General features: G+C 64.0%; 22 protein-coding genes. 9 read left to right on the top strand and 13 right to left on the bottom strand.

The window, feature by feature from the left end; all coding sequences use genetic code 11:
* Positions 1-11 precede the first annotated feature (11 nt).
* Positions 12-1,553 carry an MFS transporter gene (locus tag AB7M33_RS13295; RefSeq protein WP_265968542.1) on the bottom strand — a complete coding sequence of 514 codons (1,542 nt, stop codon included), beginning with the start codon at positions 1,551-1,553 and terminating at the stop codon, positions 12-14.
* Between the two features lie 114 nt (positions 1,554-1,667).
* Complete coding sequence (locus tag AB7M33_RS13290; RefSeq protein WP_099430398.1) at positions 1,668-2,573, bottom strand: LysR family transcriptional regulator; 906 nt, start codon at positions 2,571-2,573, stop codon at positions 1,668-1,670.
* 273 nt (positions 2,574-2,846) lie between these two features.
* Between AB7M33_RS13290 and AB7M33_RS13285 the strand changes: the two genes are divergently transcribed.
* The 3 genes from AB7M33_RS13285 (at position 2,847) to AB7M33_RS13275 (ending at position 4,201) form a co-directional block, all read left to right on the top strand.
* Positions 2,847-3,293, top strand: a complete 447-nt coding sequence (locus AB7M33_RS13285) for a universal stress protein (RefSeq protein WP_454242960.1) — start codon at positions 2,847-2,849, stop codon at positions 3,291-3,293.
* 90 nt (positions 3,294-3,383) lie between these two features.
* Entirely contained in the window at positions 3,384-3,710 is a 327-nt protein-coding gene (locus AB7M33_RS13280; RefSeq protein ID WP_027595289.1) for a type II toxin-antitoxin system PrlF family antitoxin, read from the top strand.
* Positions 3,707-4,201, top strand: coding sequence for a type II toxin-antitoxin system YhaV family toxin (locus tag AB7M33_RS13275; protein WP_186702492.1), 495 nt, complete (start codon positions 3,707-3,709; stop codon positions 4,199-4,201). Before AB7M33_RS13280 ends, AB7M33_RS13275 begins: the two co-directional genes overlap by 4 nt.
* Before the next feature lie 42 nt (positions 4,202-4,243).
* Here the strand turns inward: AB7M33_RS13275 and AB7M33_RS13270 are convergent, their stop codons facing one another.
* From AB7M33_RS13270 to AB7M33_RS13255, 4 genes are read right to left on the bottom strand one after another with little or no spacing between them, the layout of a single operon-like run.
* On the bottom strand, positions 4,244-5,104 hold the full coding sequence (locus tag AB7M33_RS13270; protein WP_027595287.1) for an efflux RND transporter periplasmic adaptor subunit: 861 nt from the start codon (positions 5,102-5,104) through the stop codon (positions 4,244-4,246).
* Between the two features lie 10 nt (positions 5,105-5,114).
* The gene (locus tag AB7M33_RS13265) at positions 5,115-5,315 is read right to left on the bottom strand and encodes a DUF1656 domain-containing protein (RefSeq protein ID WP_027595286.1); all 201 of its coding nucleotides are present in this window, start codon (positions 5,313-5,315) and stop codon (positions 5,115-5,117) included.
* 4 nt (positions 5,316-5,319) lie between these two features.
* Positions 5,320-7,497, bottom strand: coding sequence for an FUSC family protein (locus AB7M33_RS13260; RefSeq protein WP_027595285.1), 2,178 nt, complete (start codon positions 7,495-7,497; stop codon positions 5,320-5,322).
* Positions 7,494-9,023 carry an efflux transporter outer membrane subunit gene (locus AB7M33_RS13255; RefSeq protein WP_454242959.1) on the bottom strand — a complete coding sequence of 510 codons (1,530 nt, stop codon included), beginning with the start codon at positions 9,021-9,023 and terminating at the stop codon, positions 7,494-7,496. The genes AB7M33_RS13260 and AB7M33_RS13255 overlap by 4 nt, the downstream gene beginning before the upstream one ends.
* A 191-nt stretch (positions 9,024-9,214) precedes the next feature.
* Between AB7M33_RS13255 and AB7M33_RS13250 the strand changes: the two genes are divergently transcribed.
* A complete protein-coding gene (locus AB7M33_RS13250) occupies positions 9,215-10,162 on the top strand; it encodes a LysR family transcriptional regulator (protein ID WP_027595283.1) in 948 nt (315 codons plus the stop codon).
* A gap of 202 nt (positions 10,163-10,364) precedes the next feature.
* Positions 10,365-11,339 carry a 2-hydroxyacid dehydrogenase gene (locus tag AB7M33_RS13245; protein WP_099455277.1) on the top strand — a complete coding sequence of 325 codons (975 nt, stop codon included), beginning with the start codon at positions 10,365-10,367 and terminating at the stop codon, positions 11,337-11,339.
* Between the two features lie 9 nt (positions 11,340-11,348).
* Here the strand turns inward: AB7M33_RS13245 and AB7M33_RS13240 are convergent, their stop codons facing one another.
* Positions 11,349-12,245, bottom strand: a complete 897-nt coding sequence (locus AB7M33_RS13240) for a DMT family transporter (RefSeq protein WP_454242958.1) — start codon at positions 12,243-12,245, stop codon at positions 11,349-11,351.
* A 257-nt stretch (positions 12,246-12,502) separates the two neighbouring features.
* Between AB7M33_RS13240 and AB7M33_RS13235 the strand changes: the two genes are divergently transcribed.
* Positions 12,503-13,378 carry a helix-turn-helix domain-containing protein gene (locus AB7M33_RS13235; protein WP_454242957.1) on the top strand — a complete coding sequence of 292 codons (876 nt, stop codon included), beginning with the start codon at positions 12,503-12,505 and terminating at the stop codon, positions 13,376-13,378.
* Here AB7M33_RS13235 and AB7M33_RS13230 read toward each other — a convergent pair.
* The 6 genes from AB7M33_RS13230 to AB7M33_RS13205 form a co-directional block, all read right to left on the bottom strand.
* Positions 13,375-15,765: a TonB-dependent siderophore receptor gene (locus AB7M33_RS13230; protein ID WP_454242956.1), complete on the bottom strand. Its 2,391-nt coding sequence runs from the start codon at positions 15,763-15,765 to the stop codon at positions 13,375-13,377. The two genes, AB7M33_RS13235 and AB7M33_RS13230, sit on opposite strands and share 4 nt — an antisense overlap.
* Positions 15,766-15,916: 151 nt before the next feature.
* Positions 15,917-16,900: a FecR family protein gene (locus AB7M33_RS13225; protein WP_454242955.1), complete on the bottom strand. Its 984-nt coding sequence runs from the start codon at positions 16,898-16,900 to the stop codon at positions 15,917-15,919.
* The gene (locus AB7M33_RS13220) at positions 16,897-17,454 is read right to left on the bottom strand and encodes an RNA polymerase sigma factor (RefSeq protein ID WP_085273957.1); all 558 of its coding nucleotides are present in this window, start codon (positions 17,452-17,454) and stop codon (positions 16,897-16,899) included. Before AB7M33_RS13220 ends, AB7M33_RS13225 begins: the two co-directional genes overlap by 4 nt.
* 22 nt (positions 17,455-17,476) lie before the next feature.
* Complete coding sequence (locus AB7M33_RS13215) at positions 17,477-17,803, bottom strand: DUF3325 domain-containing protein (protein WP_454242954.1); 327 nt, start codon at positions 17,801-17,803, stop codon at positions 17,477-17,479.
* The gene (locus tag AB7M33_RS13210) at positions 17,797-19,380 is read right to left on the bottom strand and encodes a PepSY-associated TM helix domain-containing protein (RefSeq protein WP_099430409.1); all 1,584 of its coding nucleotides are present in this window, start codon (positions 19,378-19,380) and stop codon (positions 17,797-17,799) included. Before AB7M33_RS13210 ends, AB7M33_RS13215 begins: the two co-directional genes overlap by 7 nt.
* The gene (locus tag AB7M33_RS13205; protein WP_027595273.1) at positions 19,377-19,682 is read right to left on the bottom strand and encodes a DUF3649 domain-containing protein; all 306 of its coding nucleotides are present in this window, start codon (positions 19,680-19,682) and stop codon (positions 19,377-19,379) included. Before AB7M33_RS13205 ends, AB7M33_RS13210 begins: the two co-directional genes overlap by 4 nt.
* Positions 19,683-19,878: 196 nt before the next feature.
* On the opposite strand from AB7M33_RS13205, the gene AB7M33_RS13200 reads away from it, so the two are divergent.
* From AB7M33_RS13200 to fecA, 3 genes are all read left to right on the top strand, one after another.
* A complete protein-coding gene (locus tag AB7M33_RS13200) occupies positions 19,879-20,373 on the top strand; it encodes a sigma-70 family RNA polymerase sigma factor (RefSeq protein WP_099430410.1) in 495 nt (164 codons plus the stop codon).
* Positions 20,370-21,296 carry a FecR domain-containing protein gene (locus AB7M33_RS13195; protein ID WP_099430411.1) on the top strand — a complete coding sequence of 309 codons (927 nt, stop codon included), beginning with the start codon at positions 20,370-20,372 and terminating at the stop codon, positions 21,294-21,296. Before AB7M33_RS13200 ends, AB7M33_RS13195 begins: the two co-directional genes overlap by 4 nt.
* Before the next feature lie 333 nt (positions 21,297-21,629).
* On the top strand, positions 21,630-23,954 hold the full coding sequence (fecA, locus tag AB7M33_RS13190; protein ID WP_454242953.1) for a TonB-dependent Fe(3+) dicitrate receptor FecA: 2,325 nt from the start codon (positions 21,630-21,632) through the stop codon (positions 23,952-23,954).
* The last annotated feature ends 173 nt before the right edge of the window (positions 23,955-24,127 follow it).

The raw sequence follows: 24,127 nt of genomic DNA, 5'->3' as shown, positions 1-24,127 counted from the left end.
CAGTCACGGGCTCAAGCCACCGCACGCGGCGGGAAGATCCGGGTAGGCACAAAGGGAATCAGGCAGATCAACGCGACGGCGATGCACGCCATCACCAAGTACTGGTCGGCCGAGGTCAGTACCTGGGCCTGTTCATGAATGCGCCGGGCAAGGCCGGCGGCGCTGTCATCGATCAGCGGCGCATTGCCCAGGCTGTCGACCAGGTGGTTGGAATGGAAATGCCGGCGCACGGTGCCCAAGACATCCAGCAAGCCGCCGGCAATCACCGCCGACAGCCCCTTGACCGTGTTGAACCAGGCCGAGGCGAACGGGCCCTCCTGCGGGGTCATGCCGTTGGTGGAGAGCATCAGCAGCGGCAGCACGGCCATCGGCTGGCCAAACACCTGCAACAGATAAAACGGGTAGAAATCGCCGCGTATCCACTCGGAGGTCAACAGGCTGCTGCCCACGCACGACAGCGCCAGCATGCCGAGCCCCATCGCCAGTACCCAGCGGCAGTCCACCGCGCGGATGTTGCACAGCGCTGCGGTCAGCGGCAGGGCGATGAGTTGCGGCATGGCCACCAGCATCATCAGCGGGCTGGTCTGCGCCGGCCGGTAGCCCTGGATCTGCGCCAAGTACGCCGACGGAATGCTGCTCACCCCGGAGAGCACGATCAGCACACCGGCCAAGGTCACCAGGGCGAAGCTCAGGTTGCGCCGCGAGAGCATGCGCAACTGGAAGAACGGCAGCGGTTCGGACCACTCGTTGTACAGGAACAGCACCAGCAACAGCAGGCCGCCGCCCAGCAGCCAGCAGATCAGCGGCGAGTCGAACCAGCCCCAGCGGTCACCCAGCGACAGGCCGAGGACGATGCAACTGATGGCCGGCAGGCCCAGCAGCACGCCACGCCAGTCGAACTGTTTGAAGCGCTCCAGGCGCAACGGGTCCTGGGGCAGGCCCCAGCCGACACAGAACATCGCAAGCAGCGACGGCAGGATGATCTGCCAGAAGGCCCACTGCCAGCCGACATACTCGGTCCACAGGCCCGCCAGCGGTGTGCCGAGGTTCGGCCCGAAGGTGGCGGTCAGGGCATAGCAGGCCAGGCCATAGACCTTGATGCCCGGTGGCAGAAAACGTAGCGCGACACTCATCAGCATCGGCGGCAAGGCGCCCGAGGCAAAGCCTTGCAGCACCCGCAGCAGCATCAGGCTGTGCAGGTTGGGGGCGAACGGTTGCAGCAGGCCCAGCACGGCGAACACGCCAATGGCAGACAACGTGAAGCGGCGCAGGGAAAAGGTCGTGGCAAGCCAGGGTGCGAAGGCCATCGCCGACACCGAAGCCGCGCTGTACGCAGCCAGCAGCCAGGCGCCTTCGTCGGCACCGATGCCCATGGCGCCGCGGATATCGGCCAGCGAGATCTTGGTCACCGCCTCGTTGAGGCCGGCACAGAGTACGGCCAGCAACACCCCAAACAACCCCACCACCACCTGCAGGCCGAATGCCGTCTGCACGGGGGCGGCCGGCGCGGGGGCGGCAGCCAGCGCAGCAGAAGGCGCGGTCAGGGAACTCATGGGAATACATCTCCAGCAACAATTTCAGGGCTGGAGCAAGTCTAAGAAGGTCGAATGCTTACGAAAACTGACTTGTTGGCAGGTTTATATTGCGCCAAACGCAATCGGCCTCTGTTACGGGTCGAAGCTGCCACACGCCTTCAACGTCTGGCGCAGCCAGCGGTGTGCCGGGTCATTGTCGAACCGCGGGTGCCAGGCCTGCTTGACGTTGACCTTCTCCAACGGCACCGGGATCTCGAACGAGCGCAGGGGCAGTTTCAAGCGCTGCACACTGTTGAGGATGTTGGCCGGGATCGGCAGGATCAGGTCCGAATCCGGCAGCGAAAACATCGCCGAGTGGAAGCTCGTGGTGATCAGCGCCACCCGCCGTTCGACCTTGTGGTTGGCCAATGCCACATCGATCGGCCCATTGGCCCGGCCACGGCGCGACACGCTGATCTGCGGGTAGGCGGCGAACCGCTCAGGGGTAATCTCGGCATCGAAGATTGGGTGGCCCTCGCGCGCCAGCCCTACGAAGTAGGTGTTGAACAGGCTCTGCACCTTGATTTCCGGGCCCAGCTCGACGGCCGAGCTGATGATCAGGTCGATATGCCCGTTGCGCAGCACCGCATCATCGTCGCCACTGCCCTCGGGCACGAAACGCAGCACCGTACGCGGTGCCTGGGCCAGCATCATGCGCAACAGCTGGGCGCCGTACAGGGCGATGAACAGGTCGTTGGTGCGGATATTGAAGGCCCGGTCCAGGTTGACCAGGTCGACATCGTCACGGCTGCGGAACACCTGCCCGGCCTGCTCCACCAGCCCATGCACCTGCTCGCGCAGCGCCAGCGCACGGGGTGTCGGCACCAGGCCACGGCCAGCGCGCACCAGGATCGGGTCGCCCAAGGCATCGCGAATGCGCCCCAGGGTCCGGCTCATGGCGGCCGGGCTCAGGTTCATGCGCTGCGCGGCGCCCACCACACTGCCTTCGTCAAGCAAGGCGTCGAGGGCGACGAGCAGGTTCATGTCCGGGAGTTGCATGGCCGTTTTCCGTGGCGATTGTGGGAAAGGCGATGGTAGCAGGTTGGTGGATTGCGTCAGACGCAATAAGGTCGTGCGTGGTGGGGCATTTATTCTGGGCTTTGGATGGGCCATAAGTGATGCAGTGGCTGTACCGGCCTCTTCGCGGGGCAAGCCCGCTCCCACAGGTACCCCGCAATGCCCGAGGTTTGTGCGGCCAACCTGTGGGAGCGGGCTTGCCCCGCGAAGAGGCCGGTACAGCCAGCACATCATTTAGCTTCGACAAGGATTCCCATGCCCACCCCGGTCCTCATCGCCATCGACGCCTCCCCCGCATCCTTCGCCCTGCTCACCCTCGCCCGCCGCTACTGCCGCCCCGGCGAACACGAGCTGCATGTGCTGCTGGCCATCGACAGCACCTTCGCCGTGCACGAGCAACCCGCGCCCTACACCACCGAAGAACTGGAGGAATACCCCGCCGCCTGCGAGGAGCAGCAGCATGCCGACCACGCCGTAGCCAAGGCCGTGCGCGAGTTGCAGGACGCCGGCTTCACCAGCCAGGGCTGCATGGTGGCCGGGCAGCCGGTCGAGGCCATCGTCAGCAAGGCGCAAGATCTGCGTTGCGGACTGATCATCATGGGTCATCGCCACCTGTCACGATTGGGGCGGTTGCTGGATCCTTCGATCAGCGCGAAGGTGATTGACCGGGTAGACGTGCCGGTATTGGTGGGCGCGGCCTGAACCATTCATCAGCTCCCCAATGCACTGCATTGACCGCGCAATGCAATCGCATTACCTTGCATTCATTGTTGCAATGCAAAGGATATGGCCATGGCCGCCACCTTCGAAGTTGAATCCACCCTGACCGATCGTTACCAGACAACCGTACCCGAAACAGTGCGTCGCGCGCTGGGTTTGAAAAAGCGTGACAAGATCCATTACTCGATTCAACCCGACGGGGAGGTGATACTCACCCGCGCAGAGGCAACCGAAGACGACCCTGTGCTAGGCCAGTTCCTGAATTTTCTGGCCCACGATATCGCCACCCATCCGCAACGTCTGCAAGTTGTCGATGCTGACCTCATCGCTCGCCTCGACAGCCTCGTGGGCGACGCCGAGATCGACCTGGATCAACCTCTATCGGCGGAAGATGAATGAGTGATGCGAGGAAGCCTTTAACTATTCATGGATGGACTGTATTTGCTCACCCGCTGTTCTTAGCCGAACTGGACGCGCTCAGTGAGCAAGTCGCGGCACAGCTGCAGAAAGACCCGATCGGCTACACGAAAAAGAACGCGTACAAGCGGCTGGCCGCGATCAAACGATTGGCGTTTGACGTCATCCCGCAAGACCCGACCAAGCCTGAGTACCGTCAAGGTTCAGCGCTAGGAGGCGACCACAAGCACTGGTTTCGAGCGAAGTTCTTTCAGCAATACCGGCTGTTCTTTCGCTACCACACCCCCAGCAGGATAATCGTCCTGGCATGGGTAAATGACGAGACGAGCAAGCGGGCCTACGAGCGCACTGACGATGCCTACAAAGTCTTCCAGAAGATGCTGCTCACCGGCCACCCTCCTGATGATTGGGACGCGTTACTGCGAGAGGCAGGCGCGGCAACACACAGATTTAAATCTTCACTGAACACCTAGTGCGGCTCTCACTGGCATGTGACTGAAAGCCGCTACCGGGATTCATTCCTCGCTAGGCTTCACCACCACCGTACACGTCGTCCCCGCCGCCAGCAAAAACCCTTCCGGCACTTCATCGATGTGGATCCGCACCGGCACACGCTGCGCCAACCGCACCCAGTTGAAGGTCGGGTTCACATCGGCGATCAGCTCGCGGCTCTGGGGGTTGTCGCGGTCATAAATACCGCGGGCGATGCTCTCTACGTGGCCTTTGATGCGCTCGCCGCTCATCATCTGCAACTCGGCCTGGTCACCCACTTTCACGTGCGGCAGCTTGGTCTCTTCGAAGAAGCCATAAACCCAGAACGAGTTCTCGTCGACCACCGCCATCACCGGCTCACCGGTGCGCGCATAGTCGCCCTTGTGGATGTTCAGGTTGGTCACATAACCGTCCACCGTGGCCACGATATGCGTGCGCTTGAGGTTCAGCTCGGCGGCCGCCAGTTCGGCCAGGGCCTGTTGATAATCCGCCTGGGCCGAGTTGGCGATGTTGCTGGCGTCGTCGCGGTTTTCCTTGGAGATCACCAGGTTGTCCATGTCGGCGCGGCGCTTGGCGTTGACCTTGCGCATTTCCCAGGTGGCCTTGCGCGAGGCAACCAGCGCCTTGGCCTGGTCGACGGCCATTTGGTAGTGCTCAGGGTCGATCTGGATCAACAGGTCGCCCTTCTTCACCCGCTGGTTGTCCTTGACCGGCACGCCCACCACGTAGCCGGGCACGTCGGCAGCGACGTTGATGATGTCGGCACGCACACGCCCGTCGCGGGTCCATGGCGTGGTCATGTAGTGCAGCCACAACTGGCGGCCGATCGCCACGGCGGCCACCAGCACCAGCAGGGTGGCGATCAGGCTGAAGAACTTTTTCATCGAAGGTTTCTCACCAGTAGACAGACAGCGCGAGGGCGCCGAAAAGGCAGACGAACAGGCTCAGGCGCAGCAGCGCCGGGTGCCAGAAAAAGCGGTAGCCGTCATGGCTGGCGATGAAGCGGTCCAGGCCCCAGGCCAGGCCCAGGGCGAACAGGAACATCAAGGTCATGGTGGGCATGTACACGCCATGGAAGGCGATTTCACGGGGCATGATTTCACGGGGCATGGTGCAGTCCTTTCGCCGGTGCCAGCGGCGACTGTGGGTCCAGCAGGGAAGAACGGATGAAGTGCAAGTAGCTTTGCGCGCGGCGCAGCACCGAGGTGTCGAAGTGGCGGGCGAAGGGTTCGTCGGTGGCCTGCACGCGGCTGATGGCATGGTCCACCGCCACCAGTGCGCGCTCGTGGTTGCTGGCGCTGGGCTGCAGGAACAAACGCGCCAGGGCGCGGCCCATGACGCGGATGGCCTGGCGCCATGGCTGCGACTCGGCGTAGGCCGGGTGGATCGGGGCGCGGGCCTGTTCCTTGCGCAGCTCGATGATGGCGTGGCCGATTTCCAGCACAGTGAACATCCAGCCCATCAGCTCGCTCTGCACCTTCGGCTTGCCGGCAGCCAGGCCATAGGCTTGGTGCAACAGGTCGCGGGTGCGGCTCTCGAAGGCTGAACCCAGGCCGCGCAAGCGGCCACTGATGGCGAACAGCACCTGCTCACGCAGTTCCTGCTCCAGCCGGCTCCACAGCCAGCGGCTGTTGGGCGGCAGGATGATCGCCCCGGCCGCCGCGCAGACGAACATACCGATGACCATGCCGATGTAGTCGTTGATGAAGGTGTAAGGGTCGTAGACGGTCAGGTTGTTGGGCACCGAACCGATGGCGAAAAACACCAGCAAACCGATGCCGTAACCGGCGTAAGCCGGCCGCGAAGACAGGAACGCCCCCAGCACGAAGACCGGTGCCAGGACCATGCACAGCAGCGGGAATCCGTCGATCCAGGGGAACACGAAGAAGGTTTCGAAGAACCCGACGAAGGCCCCGATCGCCGTGCCACAGGCCATCTGGAATGACATGCGCTTAGGGTTGGGCGAGGCCGCCGACAGGCCCACGGTGACCGTGGCGATCAGCGTCATCATGGCGCCGCTGGGCCAGTCGCTGAGCAACCAGTAACTGCCCAGCAGCAACAGCACCGCCGAGGCGCGCACGCCAGCAGCCAACGACACCAGCCAGCTGGTCTGCGCCACATAGGGCTCGTCCCACTGCTCGCGCTCGTGCTTGTGCACGGCCAGCGAGGCATGGGTCTCGGCATAGCTGAACATTTCGTCGACAAAGCGATACAGCAGCTCGAAGGCAGTGTGGAAGTCGAGCAGGTCGGACTCGCTGGGGTTGGTTTGCTGGTACTCGGCGCGCAAGCCACGCACCTGGGCTTGCAGGCCCTCCTTGTAGGCGGCCAGCTCAAGCGTCAGGCGCAGCGCGTCGGAGTCGGTCAAGGCGCGGCCCACGTAGGGCTGAAGCAGTTCAACCAAGGTGTCCAGGCCCGGCTCGATGGCGCTGACGATCTGCAGCGGGCCACGGGCGCGCAGGCGTTCGAGCAGCCGGTGCAGGGCATTGAAGCGCGTGGTGATGGCCATGAACTCGCTGTTCATGCGCACCAACCGGCCACTGCGCCTGCGCATGTGCGGGTCTTCGAAGGCGGTGACGTTACGTAGGCTTTCAAGGCCCACAGCCTCGGCGATGAAGCGCACGTTGCTGCTTTCAAAACGGTCGCGCTGGCTATCACCGCGCAGGGCTTCGACCACCACGCCGGCGAACACACCAAAGCGCTGATAGAGGGCGTTACGCATGGCGGCGCTGGCCGACTGCGGCAGGATCGCGGCGCTGACGAACGTTGAAACCAAAATCCCCAGGGCGATTTCCAGCACCCGCCACACGGCCGCCATAAAGGCTTGGTCGGGGTGCTCCAGCACCGGCAAGCCGATCATCGCCGCGGTGTAACCGGCCAGCACGAAGCCATAGGCGCGGAAGGTGCGGTAGCGCATCGCGCCTGCCGAACACAAGCCGACCCACAGGGCCAGGCTGGGCAGGAACAGCTCGGTGTTCTGCGGGAAAATGGCGATCAGCGCGACCATCATCGCCGAGCCTGCCAGGGTGCCGAGCACCCGGTAGAAACTCTTGGCGAACACGTGGCCGCTTTGCGGCTGCATGACGATGAACACGGTGATCATTGCCGTGCGCGGCTGCGGCAGTTCCAGGCGCATGGCCAGCCACAGGGTGATGAAGGCGGCGGCCAGCACCTTGAAGATGTAGACCCAGGTCACGCCATCGGTGCGCGCCCAGGCAAAGAAGCCCCGGCGCCACTCCAGGCTCTGCAGCCAGCGCACGGGCAGGCTTGAGGTACTCATTCGGCGTTATCCGGCTGCTTGTCGAAAATGGCCAGGGTGGCCGGGGTTTTCGGTGCGGCCTGGCGCTCTTGCTCCGGCACGTCCTTGCCCGCTTGCAGGCCACCCCCAAGGGCGGTGACCAGCTCGGCATGGGCGATCAGGCGGGCGGCCTGCACCTGCTGCTGTACCTGCTGCTGACGGAACAGCAAGGTCTGCGCGTTGAGCACGTTGAGGTAGTCGGTCAGGCCACGCTGGAAGGCGACCATGGCGATGTCGTAGGTCTTCTGCGCGGCGGCGACCGATTCGGCGGCAAAGTGCGATTGCTCTTTCATCGACTCGCGGCGGATCAACTGGTCAGAGATGTTCTTCAACGCACCGACCACGGCCTGGTTGTAGCGCGCGACGGCCATGTCATAGCCCGCTGAAGCGACGCCCAGTTGCGAGCGCAGGCGGCCGCCGTCGAAGACCGGCAGGCTGATTGCCGGGCCGACGTTGTAGTTGAACTTGCGCCCGGTGAGAAACTCTAGCGGGCCGCCGCCGGTGGCCATGAAACCGAGGCTGCCGACCAGGTCGACATTGGGGAAGAAGCCGGCATGCGCGACGTCGATGCCACGGGCTTGCGCGGCCACCTGCCAACGGCTGGCAACCACGTCCGGGCGCTGGCCGACCAGCTCGGCGGGCAGCGCCGATGGCAGCGTGAGCGGGGCGCCGAGGGTCAGGGTCGGGCGCTGGATCTGCGCGCCCTCCCCTGGCCCCTTGCCGGCCAGCGCAGCAAGCTGGTTGCGGGTCAGGGCGATCTCTTCGTCAAGGCTGTCGAGCTGGCGATGGGTTTCGGGCAGCGGCGCTTCGGCCTGGCTGACTTCGAAATGGGTGCCGATGCCTGCGTCCAGCCGACGCTTGGCCAGGGCCAGGATCTGCTCCTGTTGCTCCAGTTCAGCCTTGACGATATCGCGCTGGGCGAAGTGCAGGCTTAGCTGGATATAGGCACGCACCACGTTGTTCTGCAGTTCGAGCTGCGCCTGGCGAGCCTCGGCCACACTCATGTGCGCCTGGTCCACGGCCTGCTCGCTGGCATTGCGCTCGCGGCCCCACAGGTCGAGGGCATAGCTGAAACCGATGGCGGCGTTGTTGTCCCAGGTATTGGCGCCCGACAGCGCACCAGGCCCGTAGAACTGATCCTCGGGCCAGTTGTGGCGCTTGAGTGTGGCCTGGCCGTTGGCTTGCAGCTTTTCTGCCGACTCGACCACACCGGCCATGGCCTTGGCCTCACGCACCCGCGCCAGGGCCATGGCCAGGTTCGGGCTGCCCTCGACTGCCAGTGCGATCCAACGGTTCAGCTGGGGGTCGCGATAGGCCTGCCACCACTGCTGGTCGGGCCAGTGCGCGTCGGTGGCCGCTTCGCGTATCGCCGCGTCGGTGGTCAGGGTATTGGCGTGTAATGTCTTGCTTTGCGGGGCAATGCCCCAGGTTCCGATACAGCCGCTCAAGGTGAGGGTAAGGGCACAGGCACTGAACACTTGAAGCGTTCTGATGATGCGACGCGGCACAGCTGCGATTTCCCGAGGAAGAGGTGGAGGGGCCGGGCAATTCTAGGGGGCGGCAGGACTGGCGATAAGCGCATATTCCTGCGAATCTTTGTTACCAAACGCGCGATAATCAGCCTTTGGTCGAAGGCATCTTTTAATAACTTCGTCGTTACTTCGTGACACAATTTTGTCCTCTACCTTGAGAGTGACCCATGGACACCCTGCAAAATATGCGTGCTTTCAGTTGCGTAGCCCAGCTTGGCAGCTTCACGGCTGCCGCGGCGCAACTGGATACGACCACCGCGAACGTGTCGCGGGCGGTCTCCAATCTGGAAGCCCATCTGCAAACTCGGCTGCTCAACCGTACTACCCGCCGCATCGCGCTGACCGAGGCCGGCAAGCGCTACCTGATGCGCTGCGAACAGATTCTTACCTACGTTGAAGAAGCCGAGGCCGAGGCCAGCGACGCCCATGCCCGCCCGGCCGGGCAATTGAAGGTTCACTCCATGACCGGGGTGGGCCAACACTTCGTGGTCGATGCCATTGCCCGCTACCGCGAATCGCACCCGGACGTGACCTTCGACCTGACCATGGCCAACCGCGTGCCGGACCTGCTCGACGAGGGCTACGACGTGTCCATCGTGCTGGCCACCGAGCTGCCGGACTCGGGCTTCGTGTCGCAGCGCTTGGGGATCACCTACAGCATCGTCTGCGCCTCGCCCGACTACATCGTGCGCAACGGCATCGCACACAAGCCTGCCGACCTGCTCAAGCACGCCTGCCTGCGCATGGTCAGCCCGGTGATCCCGCTGGAGAAGTGGCTGTTCGACGGCCCGGAAGGCCAGGAAATGGTCAACATCACCAGCTCGCCGTTCCAGGTGAACACCGCCGACGCCATGAAAACCGCGATCCGCAGTGGCATGGGCGTGGGCGTGCTGCCGATCTATTCGGCCATCGACGGGCTGCGCGACGGCAGCCTGGTGCGGGTGCTGCCCGAGTATCGGCTGCAAGAGCTGAACCTGTACGCCATCTACCCGTCGCGCCAGTACCTGGATGCCAAGATCAAGACCTGGGTCGAGTACCTGCGCAACTCGCTGCCGGAAATTCTGGCAGCGCATGAGGCAGACCTGAAAACCCATCAGGTGCAGATCGCCAACTGAGAAACATGCTGCATTGAGGGGAGGAGCAATGGTAGGTTGCTAACCATTGCTTCCAGCGCCAGGACCATGGGAGGGCGATGCCCTCCATTCGCAGCACAAGGCTGCTCCTACACCGACTTTTGTAGGAGCAGCCTTGTGCTGCGAATGACCGCAACGCGGTCAACTGCCTGGCAGTCCACCCTAGCCTTGCAGAGAGTTGCCGATGAAAAAGACCGTCCTGGCCTTCAGCCGCATCACCCCGGCCATGGCCGAGCGCCTGCAACAAGACTTCAACGTAATCCTGCCGAACCCCAAGCTCGGCGACATCAACGCCCAGTTCAACGAAGCCCTGCCCGAGGCCCACGGCCTGATCGGCGTCGGCCGCAAGCTTGGCCGTGCGCAACTCGAAGGCGCGGCCAAGCTTGAAGTGGTCTCCAGCGTCTCGGTCGGCTACGACAACTATGACGTCGACTACTTCAATGAACGCGGCATCGCCCTGACCAACACCCCTGACGTACTCACCGAAAGCACCGCAGACCTGGGCTTCTCGCTGATCATGGGCTGCGCCCGGCGCACGGCCGAGCTGGATGCCTGGACCAAGGCCGGCCAGTGGCAAGCCACCGTCGGCCCGGCGCACTTCGGCAGCGATGTGCACGGCAAGACTTTGGGCATCGTCGGCATGGGCAACATCGGCGCCGCCGTTGCCCGCCGCGGCCGGTTCGGGTTCAACATGCCGGTCATCTATACCGGTAACAGCCGCAAGGCCGCACTGGAGCAAGAGCTGGGGGCGCAGTTCCGCAGCCTGGAGCAACTGCTGGCCGAAGCCGATTTCGTCTGCATCGTGGTGCCGTTGTCGGACGCCACCCGTAAGCTGATCGGTGCACGGGAGCTGAAGCTGATGAAGCCAAGCGCCTTCCTGATCAACATCGCCCGCGGCCCGGTGGTCGATGAAGCAGCGCTGATCGAAGCCTTGCAGGCCGGCACTATTCGCGGTGCCGGCCTGGATGTGTACGAGAAGGAACCGCTGAGCGATTCTCCACTGTTCAAACTGCCCAACGCCCTGACCCTGCCGCACATCGGCTCGGCCACCGCAGAAACCCGCGAGGCCATGGCCAACCGGGCGATGGACAACCTGCGTGCGGCGCTGCTGGGCGAACGGCCGCAGGATTTGGTGAACCCGCAGGTGTGGAAGGGCTGACCGTTCGCCTTAGCGTGCCAACACCATTGCAGGCTTGACCCTAGGCTTGCGAAACACCAGCACATTCCCCGCCATGACCGCGACGAGCCCTAGCAACGCTGGGGCCGTCCATTGGTACCCCTCGGCAAACGCCGACACATTCAACGCCACCAACGGGAACAGCACCGTGCAATAAGCCGCGCGCTCCGGCCCCATGCGCCCAACCAGGGTCAGGTAGGCGGTGAAGCCAATCACCGAACCCGGGATCACCAGGTACATCAGCGAGCCGATGTAACGCGTGTTCCATTCCATGGCGAAGGGAATGCCGCTGAACAGGCAATAAACCGTCAGCATCGCCGCGCCATAGACCATGCCCCAGGCATTGGTGGTCATGGGCTTGAGCCCTGCTTTCTGCTGCATGCTCGACAGCATGTTGCCGGCCGAGAAGCACAGCGTGCCGAACAAGGCCAAGCCGAGGCCGTACAGGGTTTCGCGGCTGGCGGCATGGTGGGACAGTTCGGGCCAGAACAGCAGGCCCAGGCCCAGCAGCCCCAGTGCTCCGCCACCCAGCACGTTGGCAGCGATCTTCTGGCCAAAGAACACCCGGGCGTTGAGTGCGTTCCACAGGGTCGCGGTGGAGAACACCACGGCGATCAGGCCGCTGGCGATCCACTGGCTGGCGGTGAGGAAGCACATGAAGTTGACGCAGAACAGGCACAGGCCTTGGGCCAGGCAGATCACGTGGCCGCGGCGGTTCATGGGTTGCAGGCGGCGGGTGAGCAACAGGATGGCGAACAGGATCAGGCCGGCCAAAGCGAAGCGGTAGACGATGGACACCGGGATGGCGACCACACCCAGTTGCAGTTTCAGGGCGATCCAGGTGGTGCCCCAGATCAGGACGGTGAGCAGGTACAGGGACAGGTTCACAGGTGGGGCCTCCTCAGGCGTTCGACCATACAACCTGGGGCCGCCTTGCGGCCCATCGCAGGCAAGCCAGCGCCTACAGGAAAACGGCGCCGTACCTGTAGGAGCTGGCTTGCCTGCGAACGAGGGCGCAGCCCTCGCCAGGGCCCCCAGTGTTCCCCCTGGCCACTGCCCTGCGCTTGCACAAACTTGCGCTTTTCCAACCCAGGTAGCTGTCAGCGCAACGCAAGCGCAGTACGATGGCCTCAGAGGAATCGCCCATGACCCCACTCTCCCAGCTGCAAGTCTTCAACGCCATGCACGCCTCGCCCCACGCACGCCTGGAGCTGAGCGCGCACCTGGGCGACGGCTTGGCTGCGGCGCTGTGGCGCAACCGCGACGATGCCCGCGATTACCAGGCGCCCAGCCATCACACGCTGTCGTGCTACATCGCCGATGGCACCGGCACCTTCCGTCGCCAGCGACCGGCCGACAAGGGCGCACCGAACAAGCTGTGCATCATGCCGGCCGGCCATGAGTCGAACTGGGTGGTCAACGGCGCGATTCGCCTGGCGCACCTGTACGTCAGCGAGGCGCAGTTCGCCCTGGGTTGCGTGCGCCTGCTGGACCGTGAGCCGCGGGAATTGCAGCTGCAGGAGGCGACGTTCCTCGATGACCCGCTACAGTCGGCGCGCTTTCGCCAGTTGATCAACCTGGCCTGGGACGAGCCCGGCGAGCGCCTGTTGGCCAGCAGCCTGGCGCATGAAATCGTCGACCACGCAGTGCTCAGCCAGGTTGGGCTACGTCAGGGGCTGCGCCTGAAAGGCGGCTTGGCGCCGAACCTGCGTCGGCAGTTGGTGGAGTACATCGAGGCGCACCTGGACCAGCCCATCACCCTCGGTGAACTGGCCCTGCGCTGCAACCTTTCCGAGTACCACTTCGCGCGCATGTTCCGCACCAGTTTCGGCTTGCCGCCACACCAGTACCTGCTGGCACGACGGCTGCACCGTGCTTGCCAGTTGCTGCGCTTGGGTCACCTGCCGCTGGGAGAGGTGGCGTTGCTGTGCGGGTTTGCCAGTGCCAGCCATTTCAGCAACCGCTTCCGCCAGGCATTCGGAGCGACGCCTGGCGACTATCGCACAGCCTTCAGCCCTTAGAACTCGAAGGTGCTGGACAGGCTCACCTGCCGCGCATCGCCAACTGCGACAAAGTACTGGTTCACTGCCGAGCTGTAGTAAACCTTGTCGAACAGGTTCTTCACGTTCAACTGCAGGCGCACGTTGTGTTCGTCGAGCTGGGTCTCGTACGTGGCAAACGCATCAGCAACGGTATAGCTGGGCAGGTCGAAAGTGTTGGTCGAGTTGCCCGAACGCTCGCCCACATAACGGGCCCCAGCACCAAAGCGCAGCCGGTCGCCACCGAACACACGGCCAAAGTCATACACCGCCGAAAGCGAGCCACTGTGCTTGGCCACGTTCTGCAGGCGGTTGCCTTCAAGGTCCGGGTCTTTGGTGACCTTGGCATCGGTAAAAGCATAACTGCCGATCAGGCTCCAGCGCTCGCTGAGTTGCCCAGTCAGGTCAAGCTCAACACCGCGTGAATTGACCTCGCCAGCATTGCTGTAGACCGTCTCGCCGGTACCCGTGTCGAAGTTGGCGACCAGCACATTGCGCTTGGTGATGTCGAACAGCGCCAAGGTGCCGGTCAGGCTGCCAGGCATGTCGAGTTTGGCCCCCAGCTCCCACGATTTGCCCTCTTCGGGCGCTACCGACGCATCCAGCACCACCCCGCCGGTCAACGGCGCAATGCTGGAGTTGGGCTTGAACGACTCGCTGTAGCTGCCATAGAACGACAGCTGGTCATCGACCTTGTAGACGATGCCGGCATGCGGCACCCAGGCCTGGCCGCTAGTGTCGGTATTGGCTTTGAACGGGCGACCGCGGCCGGCGTATTGGTCGAACTGCTGGAAGCGCGCACCGGCCACCAGGATCCAGTGCTCGTCCAGGTGCAGGGCGTCCTGCACGAACAGCGCGTCGGTGCGCAGTTTGTCGGTCTGGTCGCTGTCGCTGGCGCGCACGCTGCTGCCCTCCACTTCCTGGCCGTAGACCGGGTTTTCATAGCTGAAGGTAGACTGCGCCGTCTGGCGGATCAGGTCGCCACGAAATACCTTGCGGTCTTCGTGATCGAGTCCGAACAACAGGTCATGCTGCAGGCCGCCCAGCTCGACGTTGCCCGCAAGGCTCAGGGTGGCGAACTGGTCGCGGCTCATGGCGTTGTGCGTGCCGTCGATGCTGCGCGTCAGCGTGCCCTTGGCTTCGTTGACGCCCGTCACGCGGACCTGGCTGGCGTCGTAGGTCTCGCGGTTGAAGCTGTAGCCGAAATGCAGCTTCCAATCGTCGGCCAACTGATGGTCGACCTCTAGGCGATACAGGTCAGAGCGCCCTTCCATGTCGTTGAATGGCTCATCCAGGCGACGCGTGGCCGGAATGTCCAAGGGGTGGCCGTTGCTGCCAAAGGCCGTGCCGCGGTCGAACGGGTAAAGAAACTCACGGTGCTCGTACGCCACCACCACCTGGGTGTCCTCGCCCAGCCAGGCCAGCGACGGCGCTACCAGCGATTCGCGGTGCACACCGAAGTTGCGCCAGTAGTCCTCATCTTCGTGGTCGACGATCAGGCGGTAGGCGAAGTTGCTGTCGCCGAGTGCGCCGGTGCTGTCGAAACCACCACCGCTGCCATTTTTGCCGCTGCCGTAGGTCGAGCCACGCACCGTCAGGGCGTTGTACTGCTGCAGTTGTGGGCGCTTGCTGACCACGTTGATGACCCCGCCTGGGTCCTGGATGCCATACAGCAGCGAGGCCGGGCCCTTGAGCACTTCGACCCGCTCGGTGCTGGCATTAAGGCTGCGGCCCTGCACGATGGGCATGCCGTCACGCATGATCGAACCGTCGCGGTTGTCGCCAAAGCCGCGCTTCATCACGGTGTCGGAGGTGCCGCCAAAGTTGTTGCCTTGGGTAATGCCGCTGACGTTGGTCAAGGCATCATCGAGGTTGCGCGGGGCCTGGTCGCGAATGACCTGGGCCGGGACCACGTTGATGGCCTGGGGGATGTCCTGGTTCGGGCCCTGGCCACGCATGATCGAGGCCGTGGCCGGGGGCTGATAGCTGTAGGCGTCCAACTGCGAGGTCACGGTGGTGGCCTGCAGGTTGAGTGCACCGTCGCTGCTCACGGCTTCGAGGGTGAAGGTGCGGGCATCGACGCGGCGCCAGGCCAGGCCGGAAGTGCCCAGCAATTGCTGCAGCGCCTGCTCTGCGCTGAAGGTCCCGTTGAGGGCAGGTGCCTGCAGGCCAGGAAGCTCGAGGGTGTACACCACGCTCTGGCCGGTGGCTCGGCTGAAGGCATTGAGCGCCTGGGCCAAAGGTTGGCTCGGCTGGGCAAACGTGTACGCCTGTACCTGCTCGGCCGCCCCGGCCAGCGGTGCGATGGCGATGACCGGGCACACCGAAAGGCCGAGCCAGAGGGGGACGCAACGCGGGGTGAACTTCATGGACGCTGACCTGTAAGTGGGTGTTGATTGCGAATGAATCGCACTTCCACTCATTACACGGATGCCACGTCCTGTTACCTCATCCGTTAATTGAATTTTTTTCCTGGGCCTGCCTCTTCGCGGGCAAGCCCGCAGGTTCTGGTACAGGTGCCTAACGGATAATCGTCAACCGCCCCAATACGGTCTGCCGGGAAAAGCCCATCACATGGCCAAGTGAATCGAGCGCTGCCAAAGGCGCTTGCACCGGGAAACTGCCACTGACCTTGCGCTGCCCCAACTCACCCTCGAGCAGCAGGATGCGCCCCGGGTAGTAGCGCCCGAGGTCTTCGACCACCTGCGCCAGCGGCACTTGGTAGTAATTCAGCCAGCCCTGTCGCCAAGCCAGGCGGCTCTCGCTGTCTACGCTCACGGTGCTGGCCGCATGGCCGTCAACGTAAGCCAGCTGCTGATTGGCCGTCAGTTCACGGGCGACCGCGCCTTGCCCTGGCGTCACCGCGACCCGCCCACTGCGCACCGTCACCTGCGCGCCATCCCCCTGCTCACGCACCTCGAACTGGGTGCCCAGCACCCGCACCTCACCGCCTGCGGCAGCGACCAGAAACGGCTCGCCGGTGTGGGTGACCTGGAAGAACGCCGCCCCGCGCAGCAGCCGCACACGGCGCTCGCCCTGGGCGAAGTCGACCGTGATTGCGCTGCCTGCATCTAGTGTCACCTGCGATTGATCGGCCAGGGTCACCTGGCGGACGTTGCCGGCGCTGCTGTAGTCGGCCTGCAGGTCCTGCAGCCAGTAGCCAGGGTGCCAACCCCCCACGGTGCCAACCGCCAGCACCAGGCAGGCTGCAACCGCCAAGGCGGCGACGCGTTGGCGCCAACGGCCTCGGGCAGGCGCCTTGGCCATGGCATCCAGGTACTTTTGCAGGCCCTCACGCTCTTCATCGGCCAACCGCGCCGCTGGCGCCGCGCTCATCTGCCACAGCGCCTGAGCCTGTGCGTACGCCTCTCGATGCCCCGGGTCGGCCAGCAACCAACGCTTGAACGCCGCACCTTGAGCTTGCTCAGGCTGTTCGTTGATGCGGCTCAGCCACTGCAGCGCGGCCTGTGACTGCGCGGCAGTGATCGGATTCGGACGGCTCATCGACGGGCGCTCCCTGGCCTGCGTAGGGTGGAAACGGGCTCGGCGACACTCGCCTTGCACGCTTCGAGGGCGCGCATCATATGCTTTTCAACGGCGCTCTGGGACAGTTGCATGGCCGTGGCGATCTCGCTGTACGTGCAGCCGTGGATACGATTGAGCAGGAAGATCTGCCGCGTGCGATCGGGCAAGGCACGCAACGCAGCCTCGATGCGTTGCAGGTCGTGATCGACCTCCAGGGCTTGCTCAGGTTCTGCAGCACTGGACTGCTCATCCACGGCTTGCGTGGCTTCGGCCACACGCTCGCGGCTGCCTTCGCTGCGCAAGTGGTCGATGGCAAGGTTGCCGGCGCAGCGCAAAAGGTAGGTGTCCAGTGCTTCCACCTTGACCTCGGGGCGGCGCCAGAAGCGCAGGAACAACTCCTGGACCAGGTCCGATGCCGTGGCCCGGCAACCGACCCGGCGGCTGACCAATGCCTCCATGCGCGCACGCTGCGCCAGAAACACCTGAACAAAGCGCGCACGCCCGCCGGTGTTGTCAGCGTCTGGCTCGATCATGTCACCCGGCTCGCTCAAGGCGTCACACAGCAAGCACGGCCAACAGCGGGCCGAGCACCACGCTGACGGCGGCCAGGCCCAGCAACAGGCGGGGCTGGTACGGCAGGGCGAACACCCACAGGGTCACCCCCGCCATCAACACCGCTATCCATTCCACCAGGCCATGCGCCCAGCCCCGCATGTGCACGCTGAGTACCAGCGACAGCACCAGCAGCAGCCAGCCACCGACGCGCAGCACACGCAGCTGTTGCGTCTGTGGTTTGCGCCCAAGCAGCTCATTGAAGTGTTTTTCCATGGCCAGGCACAGGGCGACGAAGCCCGCGAAGCCGATCAGCGCACTACCTAGCATCCGCTCACCTCGCCGCCCTCGACCGTCGGTTTTTGGGCCGCGCGTGAGGCGCGCTTGGTAACAGGCTTTGCCGGGCGCAGCATTTTGCTGGCCGTCCAGGCCAGGAACACGCCGGTGGCCAGCGCCGTGAGGTCGAACCCGGCCATGGCCCAGTCGCCAGACCGCAATGACTGATCGAGGCCCTGGCCTGTGGTGAGGCCATTGAGCAGCGGCAGCAAGGCGAAGGCCAGCGCCCCCAGCGCCAGTTGCTCGCCCCAGGCGCGGCGCCCGGAACGCAGCACGGCATGCACCAGCGACAGTGCCCAGACCAGGAAGAACGTGTTGACCTCCCAATCGGCGCGGCCCTCGACAGCCACAGGGATCAGCCGATTGGCCCAGAAGAACCCTGCCACCGCCAGCAGCAGGCCACTCATGCTGGCAATGTTGAGCACCTCGACCAAGCGCAATTCGCCGGGCATGTGCGCGCTCTTGGCATGCTTGAGCTGACGCTTGCCCAGCCACATCACCAACCCTGTGCCGATGACTGCTGTGCCGGCCACGCCGAAGACAAAGTACAACCAACGCAGCCAGGGCCCGGCGAAATTGCCCATGTGCAGGCCGGCAAAACTGAAGGCCGTCATCATCGCCCCGCTCTCCGGTGCACCTTGGGTCAGCAGCGCGCCGCTGGCGCCATCGAAGGTCCAGTGGGTGCTGCGCCGGTAGGCGACGTTATCAGCAGAGGACTGGGTGAAGGTGACCCGGGCATTGCGGTCACCGGGGTTTTGCAGCTGGATGAAACCGATGCGTGCACCCGGCGCCAGTTCCTCGACTTTGGCGTACAGCGTCGGCAACGGCACCAGGGGCGTCGCGACGTTGGCAGCCTTGGGCGCATCGTCGCGGCCGAACAGCTCGTTGAAGTACTCGCCGGTATTGCCGCCATAGCTGGCCAGAATGCCGGCAGGCATCACCATGTACATGAACAGCACCAGGCTGCTGTAGCTGATCATCAGGTGGAACGGCAGCACCAGCACGCCGATTGCGTTGTGCCCGTCCAGCCAGGAGCGCTGGCCTTTGCCAGGGCGGAAGGTGAAAAACTCTTTGAAGATCTTCTTGTGGGTGATGATCCCGGTAACCAAGCCCAGCAGCATGATGAAGGCACAGAACGTCGACAGCCAACGGCCGAACGGGTACGGCATCTCCAGCTGGAAGTGGAAGCGGTAGAAGAATTCGCCGCCACGGCTATCGCGCGCCTCGACTGGCTGGCCAGTCTGCGCATCGAGGCTTTTGCTGACAAAGCCGCGGCGCCCCGCCTCGGGGTCGCGCCAGCCCACGTTCAGCGCCGCCTCGCGCGCGTTGGGCAAGCGGATCATCCAGTTGCTGGCGTGCGCGGCGTTGGCCTCCAGGTAGCGCTGGGCCAAGCCCAAGCTGTTTACCGGGTCGAGCGCATGGCTGCGCACCTCGGGCTGGGTCCAGTGGTTGATCTCGTCCTTGAAGTACGAAAGCGTGCCGGTGAGGAAGATGGCGAACAGCAACCAGCCGAAGATCAGGCCGGTCCAGGTGTGCAACCAGGCCATGGCCTGGCGAAAGCCTTCTTTCATGGGTTTTTCATCCAGTAGGCAAAACCGCTGACCACGCCCAGCAGCACGCTTGGCAACAGCACGCCCCACCAGGCACGCCAGGCGCTACGGCAAGCGAAGCACCAGATGAACGCCAGCACGTAGAAGACGAACGACAACAGCAAGCCTGTGAGGGTCGCGTCGACCCGTGGCAAGGGCGCCAGCAGGGCGATGCTGACACTGGCCATGGATGCCAGCAGATAACCGCCCAGCGTTGCAGCCAGGCAGCGTGAGGCCACGGCCAGGCGGTAGCTGAGCGGGAGACCGGCGGCGTTGCGCTTCATGGCGGAGGTCCGGGCATTTTCGGGGCTGCAATAATAATGATTTCAATTCGCATAAGCAAAATATTGCCGCTGCTTAGCCGCCCATCGCTGACGGGCTGGCGATGCGGCCCTGGAGGATTGCCGAGCACAGGGTCGCCCACTACAATGCGAACAATTATTACTTCCAATCGCGCATCTTGGCGCCGGAGTATCCACGGTGTCCAGCGCCCTTTCCTCCACGGTCGAAGGCCTCTATCACGCCCATCACAACTGGCTGACCGGCTGGTTGCGCCGCCGCCTTGGCTGCCCGCAGAGTGCCGCCGACCTGGCGCAGGACACTTACGTACGCCTGCTTCAAGCACGCGAGACACCGCAATTGATCGAACCCCGGGCGTTCCTGGCCACGGTCGCCAAGCGGGTGCTGTGCAATCACTTTCGGCGCCAGGAACTGGAACGCGCCTACCTCCTAGCCTTGGCCCAAGTGCCGGAAGACGTGGCACCGAGCGAAGAACAGAAAGCGATCATCTTCGAGACGCTGCTGGAGCTAGACCGCCTGCTGGATGGCCTGCCAGCGCTGGTCAAGCGTGCCTTCCTGCTGGCGCAGGTCGACGGCCTGGGCCAAGGCGAAATCGCGCGTGAGCTGAACGTGTCACTGGCCACGGTCAAACGCTACCTGAACAAGGCGGCCATGCGCTGTTACTTCGCCCTGTGAATACCCAGTTTTCTCCGCAGGTAGCCGAGCAGGCCGTGCATTGGTTGATCGAGTCCCAGGGTGATGATTTTGATCGGGCCCAGCAGTTGGCGCTGGAGCACTGGCTACAAGCCGACCACGAACACCAGCGCGCCTGGGCGCATATTCAGCAGGTCAATCAGCGGCTACGTGGGGTGGCTTCGCCCGTGGTGCATGCGACGCTGCAAGCGCCGCCATCGGCCGCTCGACGGCGTGCGCTCAAGGCCCTGTTGTTGCTCGGTGTGGCCAGTGCCACAGGGTTGGGGCTGCAGCAGCACAACCCGTTGCCAGGGCTAATGGCCGACTACCGCAGCCCGGTCGGCCAGCGTCGGCGGCTGAACCTGGAAGACGGCAGCCTGCTGCAACTCAATACCCGTAGCGCCGCCGATGTGCGCTTTGATGGGCACCAGCGGGTGGTGCGCCTGCTCGAAGGCGAACTGGCGCTGGAGGTGGCCAAGGATGCCCGGCCCTTGCTGCTGCGCACCGGCGAAGCTGCGCTGCAGTTGGACAGCGGCCGTTTCAACGTGCGCCAGTACGACGGGTTCAGCCTGGTGTCGGTGTTCAGTGGCGTCGCCACTGTGTCGGGTGAGGCCTTGCTGGCAGGGCAACAGGCCCGATTGGGGGGCAACGGCTGGCGGGCGGTCACAGCGCTGGACCGCAATGCCGGGGCCTGGGTCGACGGCATGCTGGTAGCGTCGCAGATGCGCCTGGGGGATTTCCTGGCCGAGCTCGGCCGCTACCGGCAGGGGCAACTGGGGTGCAGCGAGCGGGTCGCCGACTTGCGGATTTCCGGGTCTTACCCGCTGGATGACAGTGAGCGAATTCTGCAGATGCTGGAGGTGGCATTGCCGGTACGGGTGCGACGGTTTACCCGGTACTGGGTGACGGTCGATAGCCTGACGTGAGGTTGCCGGGCCCCCACCTACAGCGCCACCCTCGCAATAACTACAGCCCCTATGGGAGCAACTGTCTTGCGCAATTTCTAAAAATTGACGCGTGGGAGCGGGCTTGCCCCGCGAACACCGGCGAAGCCGGTGCCATGCACCGCGTATCCCCATTCGCGGGACAAGCCCGCTCCCACAGGGTCCTCACAAGGTCTGAGCCTGCGCAGTTACCTGTGGACGCTGGCTTGCCGGCCATAGGCTGCACAGCAGCCGCAGATTTTTTGCATTCACCTGAGCCATTTCCCAACGTTCGCGTGACAGACAAGGCAAACCCCTTCTCTCAGGACCTCACCCATGCCGTTGCGCCCCAGCCCCCTCGTCCACGCCCTGCTGCTCGCCACCACCCTCGGCCTCGCCACCCCCGCGGCCCACGCCGAAGCGCGCACTTACCACATCGCCGCCGGCTCCCTTGAAGACGCCCTCAACCAGTTCGGTCGCGAGAGCGGCGCATTGATCTCGTTCGGCTCGCAATTGACCCAAGGCATGAACACCCCAGGCCTGGACGGCCAGTACGATGTGCGCCAGGGCCTCGACGCGCTGCTGCGCGGCAGTGGCCTGCAAGCCCGGCAAGAAACCGACAACGCCTTCAGCCTGCAGCCGCTGAGTGCCGCCAGTACCAGCGCCGCCGTCGAGCTGGGCGCCTCAACGGTGGTCGGTGACTGGTTGGCCGAAGCCCAGCAAGACAACGTCTTCGAACACCCCGGCGCCCGCGACGTCGTGCGCCGTGAAGCCTTCGAACGCAGCGGCGCCACCACCGCGCGCGAAGTGCTCAACCGCATCCCTGGGGTGAATGCGCCAGACAACAACGGCACCGGCAGCCATGACCTGGCGCTGAACTTTGGTATCCGTGGCCTCAACCCACGCCTGGCGTCGCGCTCCACCGTGCTGATGGACGGCATCCCGGTGCCGTTCGCGCCGTACGGCCAGCCTCAGTTGTCACTGGCGCCGATCAGCATGGGCAACATGGATGCCGTGGACGTGGTGCGCGGCGGCGGCGCGGTGCGCTATGGCCCGCAGAACGTCGGCGGCATCGTCAACTTCGTGACCCGTGCAATCCCTGAAGAGGCCACCTTCAAGGCCGCCATGCAAAACCAGATCAGCCCGTCCTCGAGCCACGACGGTTTCAAGAACAGCGCCAATCTGCTGGTCGGCGGCACCAATGCCAACGGCCTGGGCGGCGCCCTGCTCTACTCTGGCACCCGTGGCGGCGACTGGCGCGAGCACAGCGACACGCAGATCGATGACCTGATCCTCAAGGGCAAGCTGCAACTGGATGAGGCCAACAGCCTGCACGCCATGGCCCAATACTACGAAGGCGAAGCCGACATGCCCGGCGGCCTGAGCACCGCCGATTTCGATGCCGACCCTTACCAGTCGACGCGCCTGAAGGACAAATTCTGGGGCCGTCGCACGCTGGTCAACGTCGGCTACGACTACAAGCAAGACGACCGCCAGTTCAGCGTCAACAGCTTCTTCACCAAAACCCTGCGCAGTGGCTACCTCGACCAGGGCAGCTTCGTTTCGCTGTCGCCGCGCGAATACTGGGTGCGCGGTATCGAAACCCGGTTCTCCCAAGGCGTTGCGCTGGGTGACAGCTGGCACGAACTGGGCATCGGCTACCGCTATGTCAACGAAGCCGGCCACGAATTGCGCTTCCGCGAACCGGTCAACGGCGACCTGCCGACCACTGCCAGCCGCAACGACCGCGATACCCGCGGCAGCACCGAAGCCCACGCCATCTACCTGGACGACCGTATCGACATCGGCCGCTGGACCATCACCCCGGGCGTACGCTACGAGATGATCGACTCCGAACAGAGCAACACGCTCAATGGCCAGCGTTACCAGGGCAGCTACAACACCGCGTTGCCGGCGTTGAACGTGATGTACCACCTCACCGACCGCTGGAACCTGTATGCCAACACCGAGGGTTCGTTCGGCAGCGTGCAGTACAGCCAGATGCCCAACCGCGTCAGCAGCGGTGAAGTAAAACCCGAAAAAGCACGCACCTGGGAAGTCGGCACCCGCTACGACAATGGCGACGTGCAAGCGGAGATCGGCGCGTTTCTGATCAACTTCGACAACCAGTATGAAAGCAACCAGACCAACGATTCGGTGATTGCACGCGGTGAGACCCGTCACCAAGGCATCGAGACCAGCATCCGCTATGCCCTCGACGGCCTGAGCCCGGCACTGGCCGGCTTCGACGTGCATGCCAGCTACGCGTTCGTCGATGCCACCATTCGCGAAGACGGCCCGAACAAGGGTAATCAGGTGCCGTTCTCTTCACGGCACAAGGGCACCTTGGGCGTCGGCTACACCGAAGGCCCGTGGCAGTTGGACCTGGATAGCAGTTTCCAGAGCAGCCAGTATGCCGACAACGCCAATACCGGCGAGGAAAGTGCCGATGGCAGTACCGGGCGTATCCCCGGCTACATGCTGGTCAGCACCCGCGCCGGGTATGACTTTGGCCCGCAGCTGTCGAACCTGAAGGTGGCGGTAGGCGTGAAGAACCTGTTCAACCGCGAGTACTACACGCGTTCGTTCGACGACAACAACAAGGGTAAGTATGTGGGTGAACCACGGACCCTCTACGTGCAGACCTCGGTAGCCTTCTGACGAAACCCGGGGGTCGCTGCGCGGCCCTCGCCTTGCAGTTGCAACAAGAAATTTATTTTCAAAAAGGGCTTGAAATCATTCCGCCGTTGCCTGACCTTAGAGTCAAGAGGCGCAGAAATTCCAAGGGTCTCAAGGGCCTAGGCACGCCTCCATGCGAGCAAGCTGAATAAGGA

It is taken from the genome of Pseudomonas sp. Y3 TE3536, from assembly GCF_053629175.1.
The sequence above is the reverse complement of the archived record's forward strand: the minus strand, read 5'-3'. Positions and strand labels throughout refer to the sequence as shown.

What these genes read in the sequence shown, in the direction of transcription:
- AB7M33_RS13265 (WP_027595286.1), bottom strand. Translation starts at nt 5,315, where the DNA reads ATGCCCCGTGAAATCGCCTTCCATGGCGTGTACATGCCCACCATGACC.
- AB7M33_RS13260 (WP_027595285.1), bottom strand. Translation starts at nt 7,497, where the DNA reads ATGAGTACCTCAAGCCTGCCCGTGCGCTGGCTGCAGAGCCTGGAGTGG.
- AB7M33_RS13205 (WP_027595273.1), bottom strand. Translation starts at nt 19,682, where the DNA reads ATGAAGCGCAACGCCGCCGGTCTCCCGCTCAGCTACCGCCTGGCCGTG.
- AB7M33_RS13235 (WP_454242957.1), top strand. Translation starts at nt 12,503, where the DNA reads ATGACCCCACTCTCCCAGCTGCAAGTCTTCAACGCCATGCACGCCTCG.
- fecA (WP_454242953.1), top strand. Translation starts at nt 21,630, where the DNA reads ATGCCGTTGCGCCCCAGCCCCCTCGTCCACGCCCTGCTGCTCGCCACC.
- AB7M33_RS13295 (WP_265968542.1), bottom strand. Translation starts at nt 1,553, where the DNA reads ATGAGTTCCCTGACCGCGCCTTCTGCTGCGCTGGCTGCCGCCCCCGCG.
- AB7M33_RS13245 (WP_099455277.1), top strand. Translation starts at nt 10,365, where the DNA reads ATGAAAAAGACCGTCCTGGCCTTCAGCCGCATCACCCCGGCCATGGCC.
- AB7M33_RS13280 (WP_027595289.1), top strand. Translation starts at nt 3,384, where the DNA reads ATGGCCGCCACCTTCGAAGTTGAATCCACCCTGACCGATCGTTACCAG.
- AB7M33_RS13290 (WP_099430398.1), bottom strand. Translation starts at nt 2,573, where the DNA reads ATGCAACTCCCGGACATGAACCTGCTCGTCGCCCTCGACGCCTTGCTT.
- AB7M33_RS13285 (WP_454242960.1), top strand. Translation starts at nt 2,847, where the DNA reads ATGCCCACCCCGGTCCTCATCGCCATCGACGCCTCCCCCGCATCCTTC.
- AB7M33_RS13275 (WP_186702492.1), top strand. Translation starts at nt 3,707, where the DNA reads ATGAGTGATGCGAGGAAGCCTTTAACTATTCATGGATGGACTGTATTT.
- AB7M33_RS13225 (WP_454242955.1), bottom strand. Translation starts at nt 16,900, where the DNA reads ATGAGCCGTCCGAATCCGATCACTGCCGCGCAGTCACAGGCCGCGCTG.
- AB7M33_RS13250 (WP_027595283.1), top strand. Translation starts at nt 9,215, where the DNA reads ATGGACACCCTGCAAAATATGCGTGCTTTCAGTTGCGTAGCCCAGCTT.
- AB7M33_RS13270 (WP_027595287.1), bottom strand. Translation starts at nt 5,104, where the DNA reads ATGAAAAAGTTCTTCAGCCTGATCGCCACCCTGCTGGTGCTGGTGGCC.
- AB7M33_RS13210 (WP_099430409.1), bottom strand. Translation starts at nt 19,380, where the DNA reads ATGAAAGAAGGCTTTCGCCAGGCCATGGCCTGGTTGCACACCTGGACC.
- AB7M33_RS13220 (WP_085273957.1), bottom strand. Translation starts at nt 17,454, where the DNA reads ATGATCGAGCCAGACGCTGACAACACCGGCGGGCGTGCGCGCTTTGTT.
- AB7M33_RS13230 (WP_454242956.1), bottom strand. Translation starts at nt 15,765, where the DNA reads ATGAAGTTCACCCCGCGTTGCGTCCCCCTCTGGCTCGGCCTTTCGGTG.
- AB7M33_RS13215 (WP_454242954.1), bottom strand. Translation starts at nt 17,803, where the DNA reads ATGCTAGGTAGTGCGCTGATCGGCTTCGCGGGCTTCGTCGCCCTGTGC.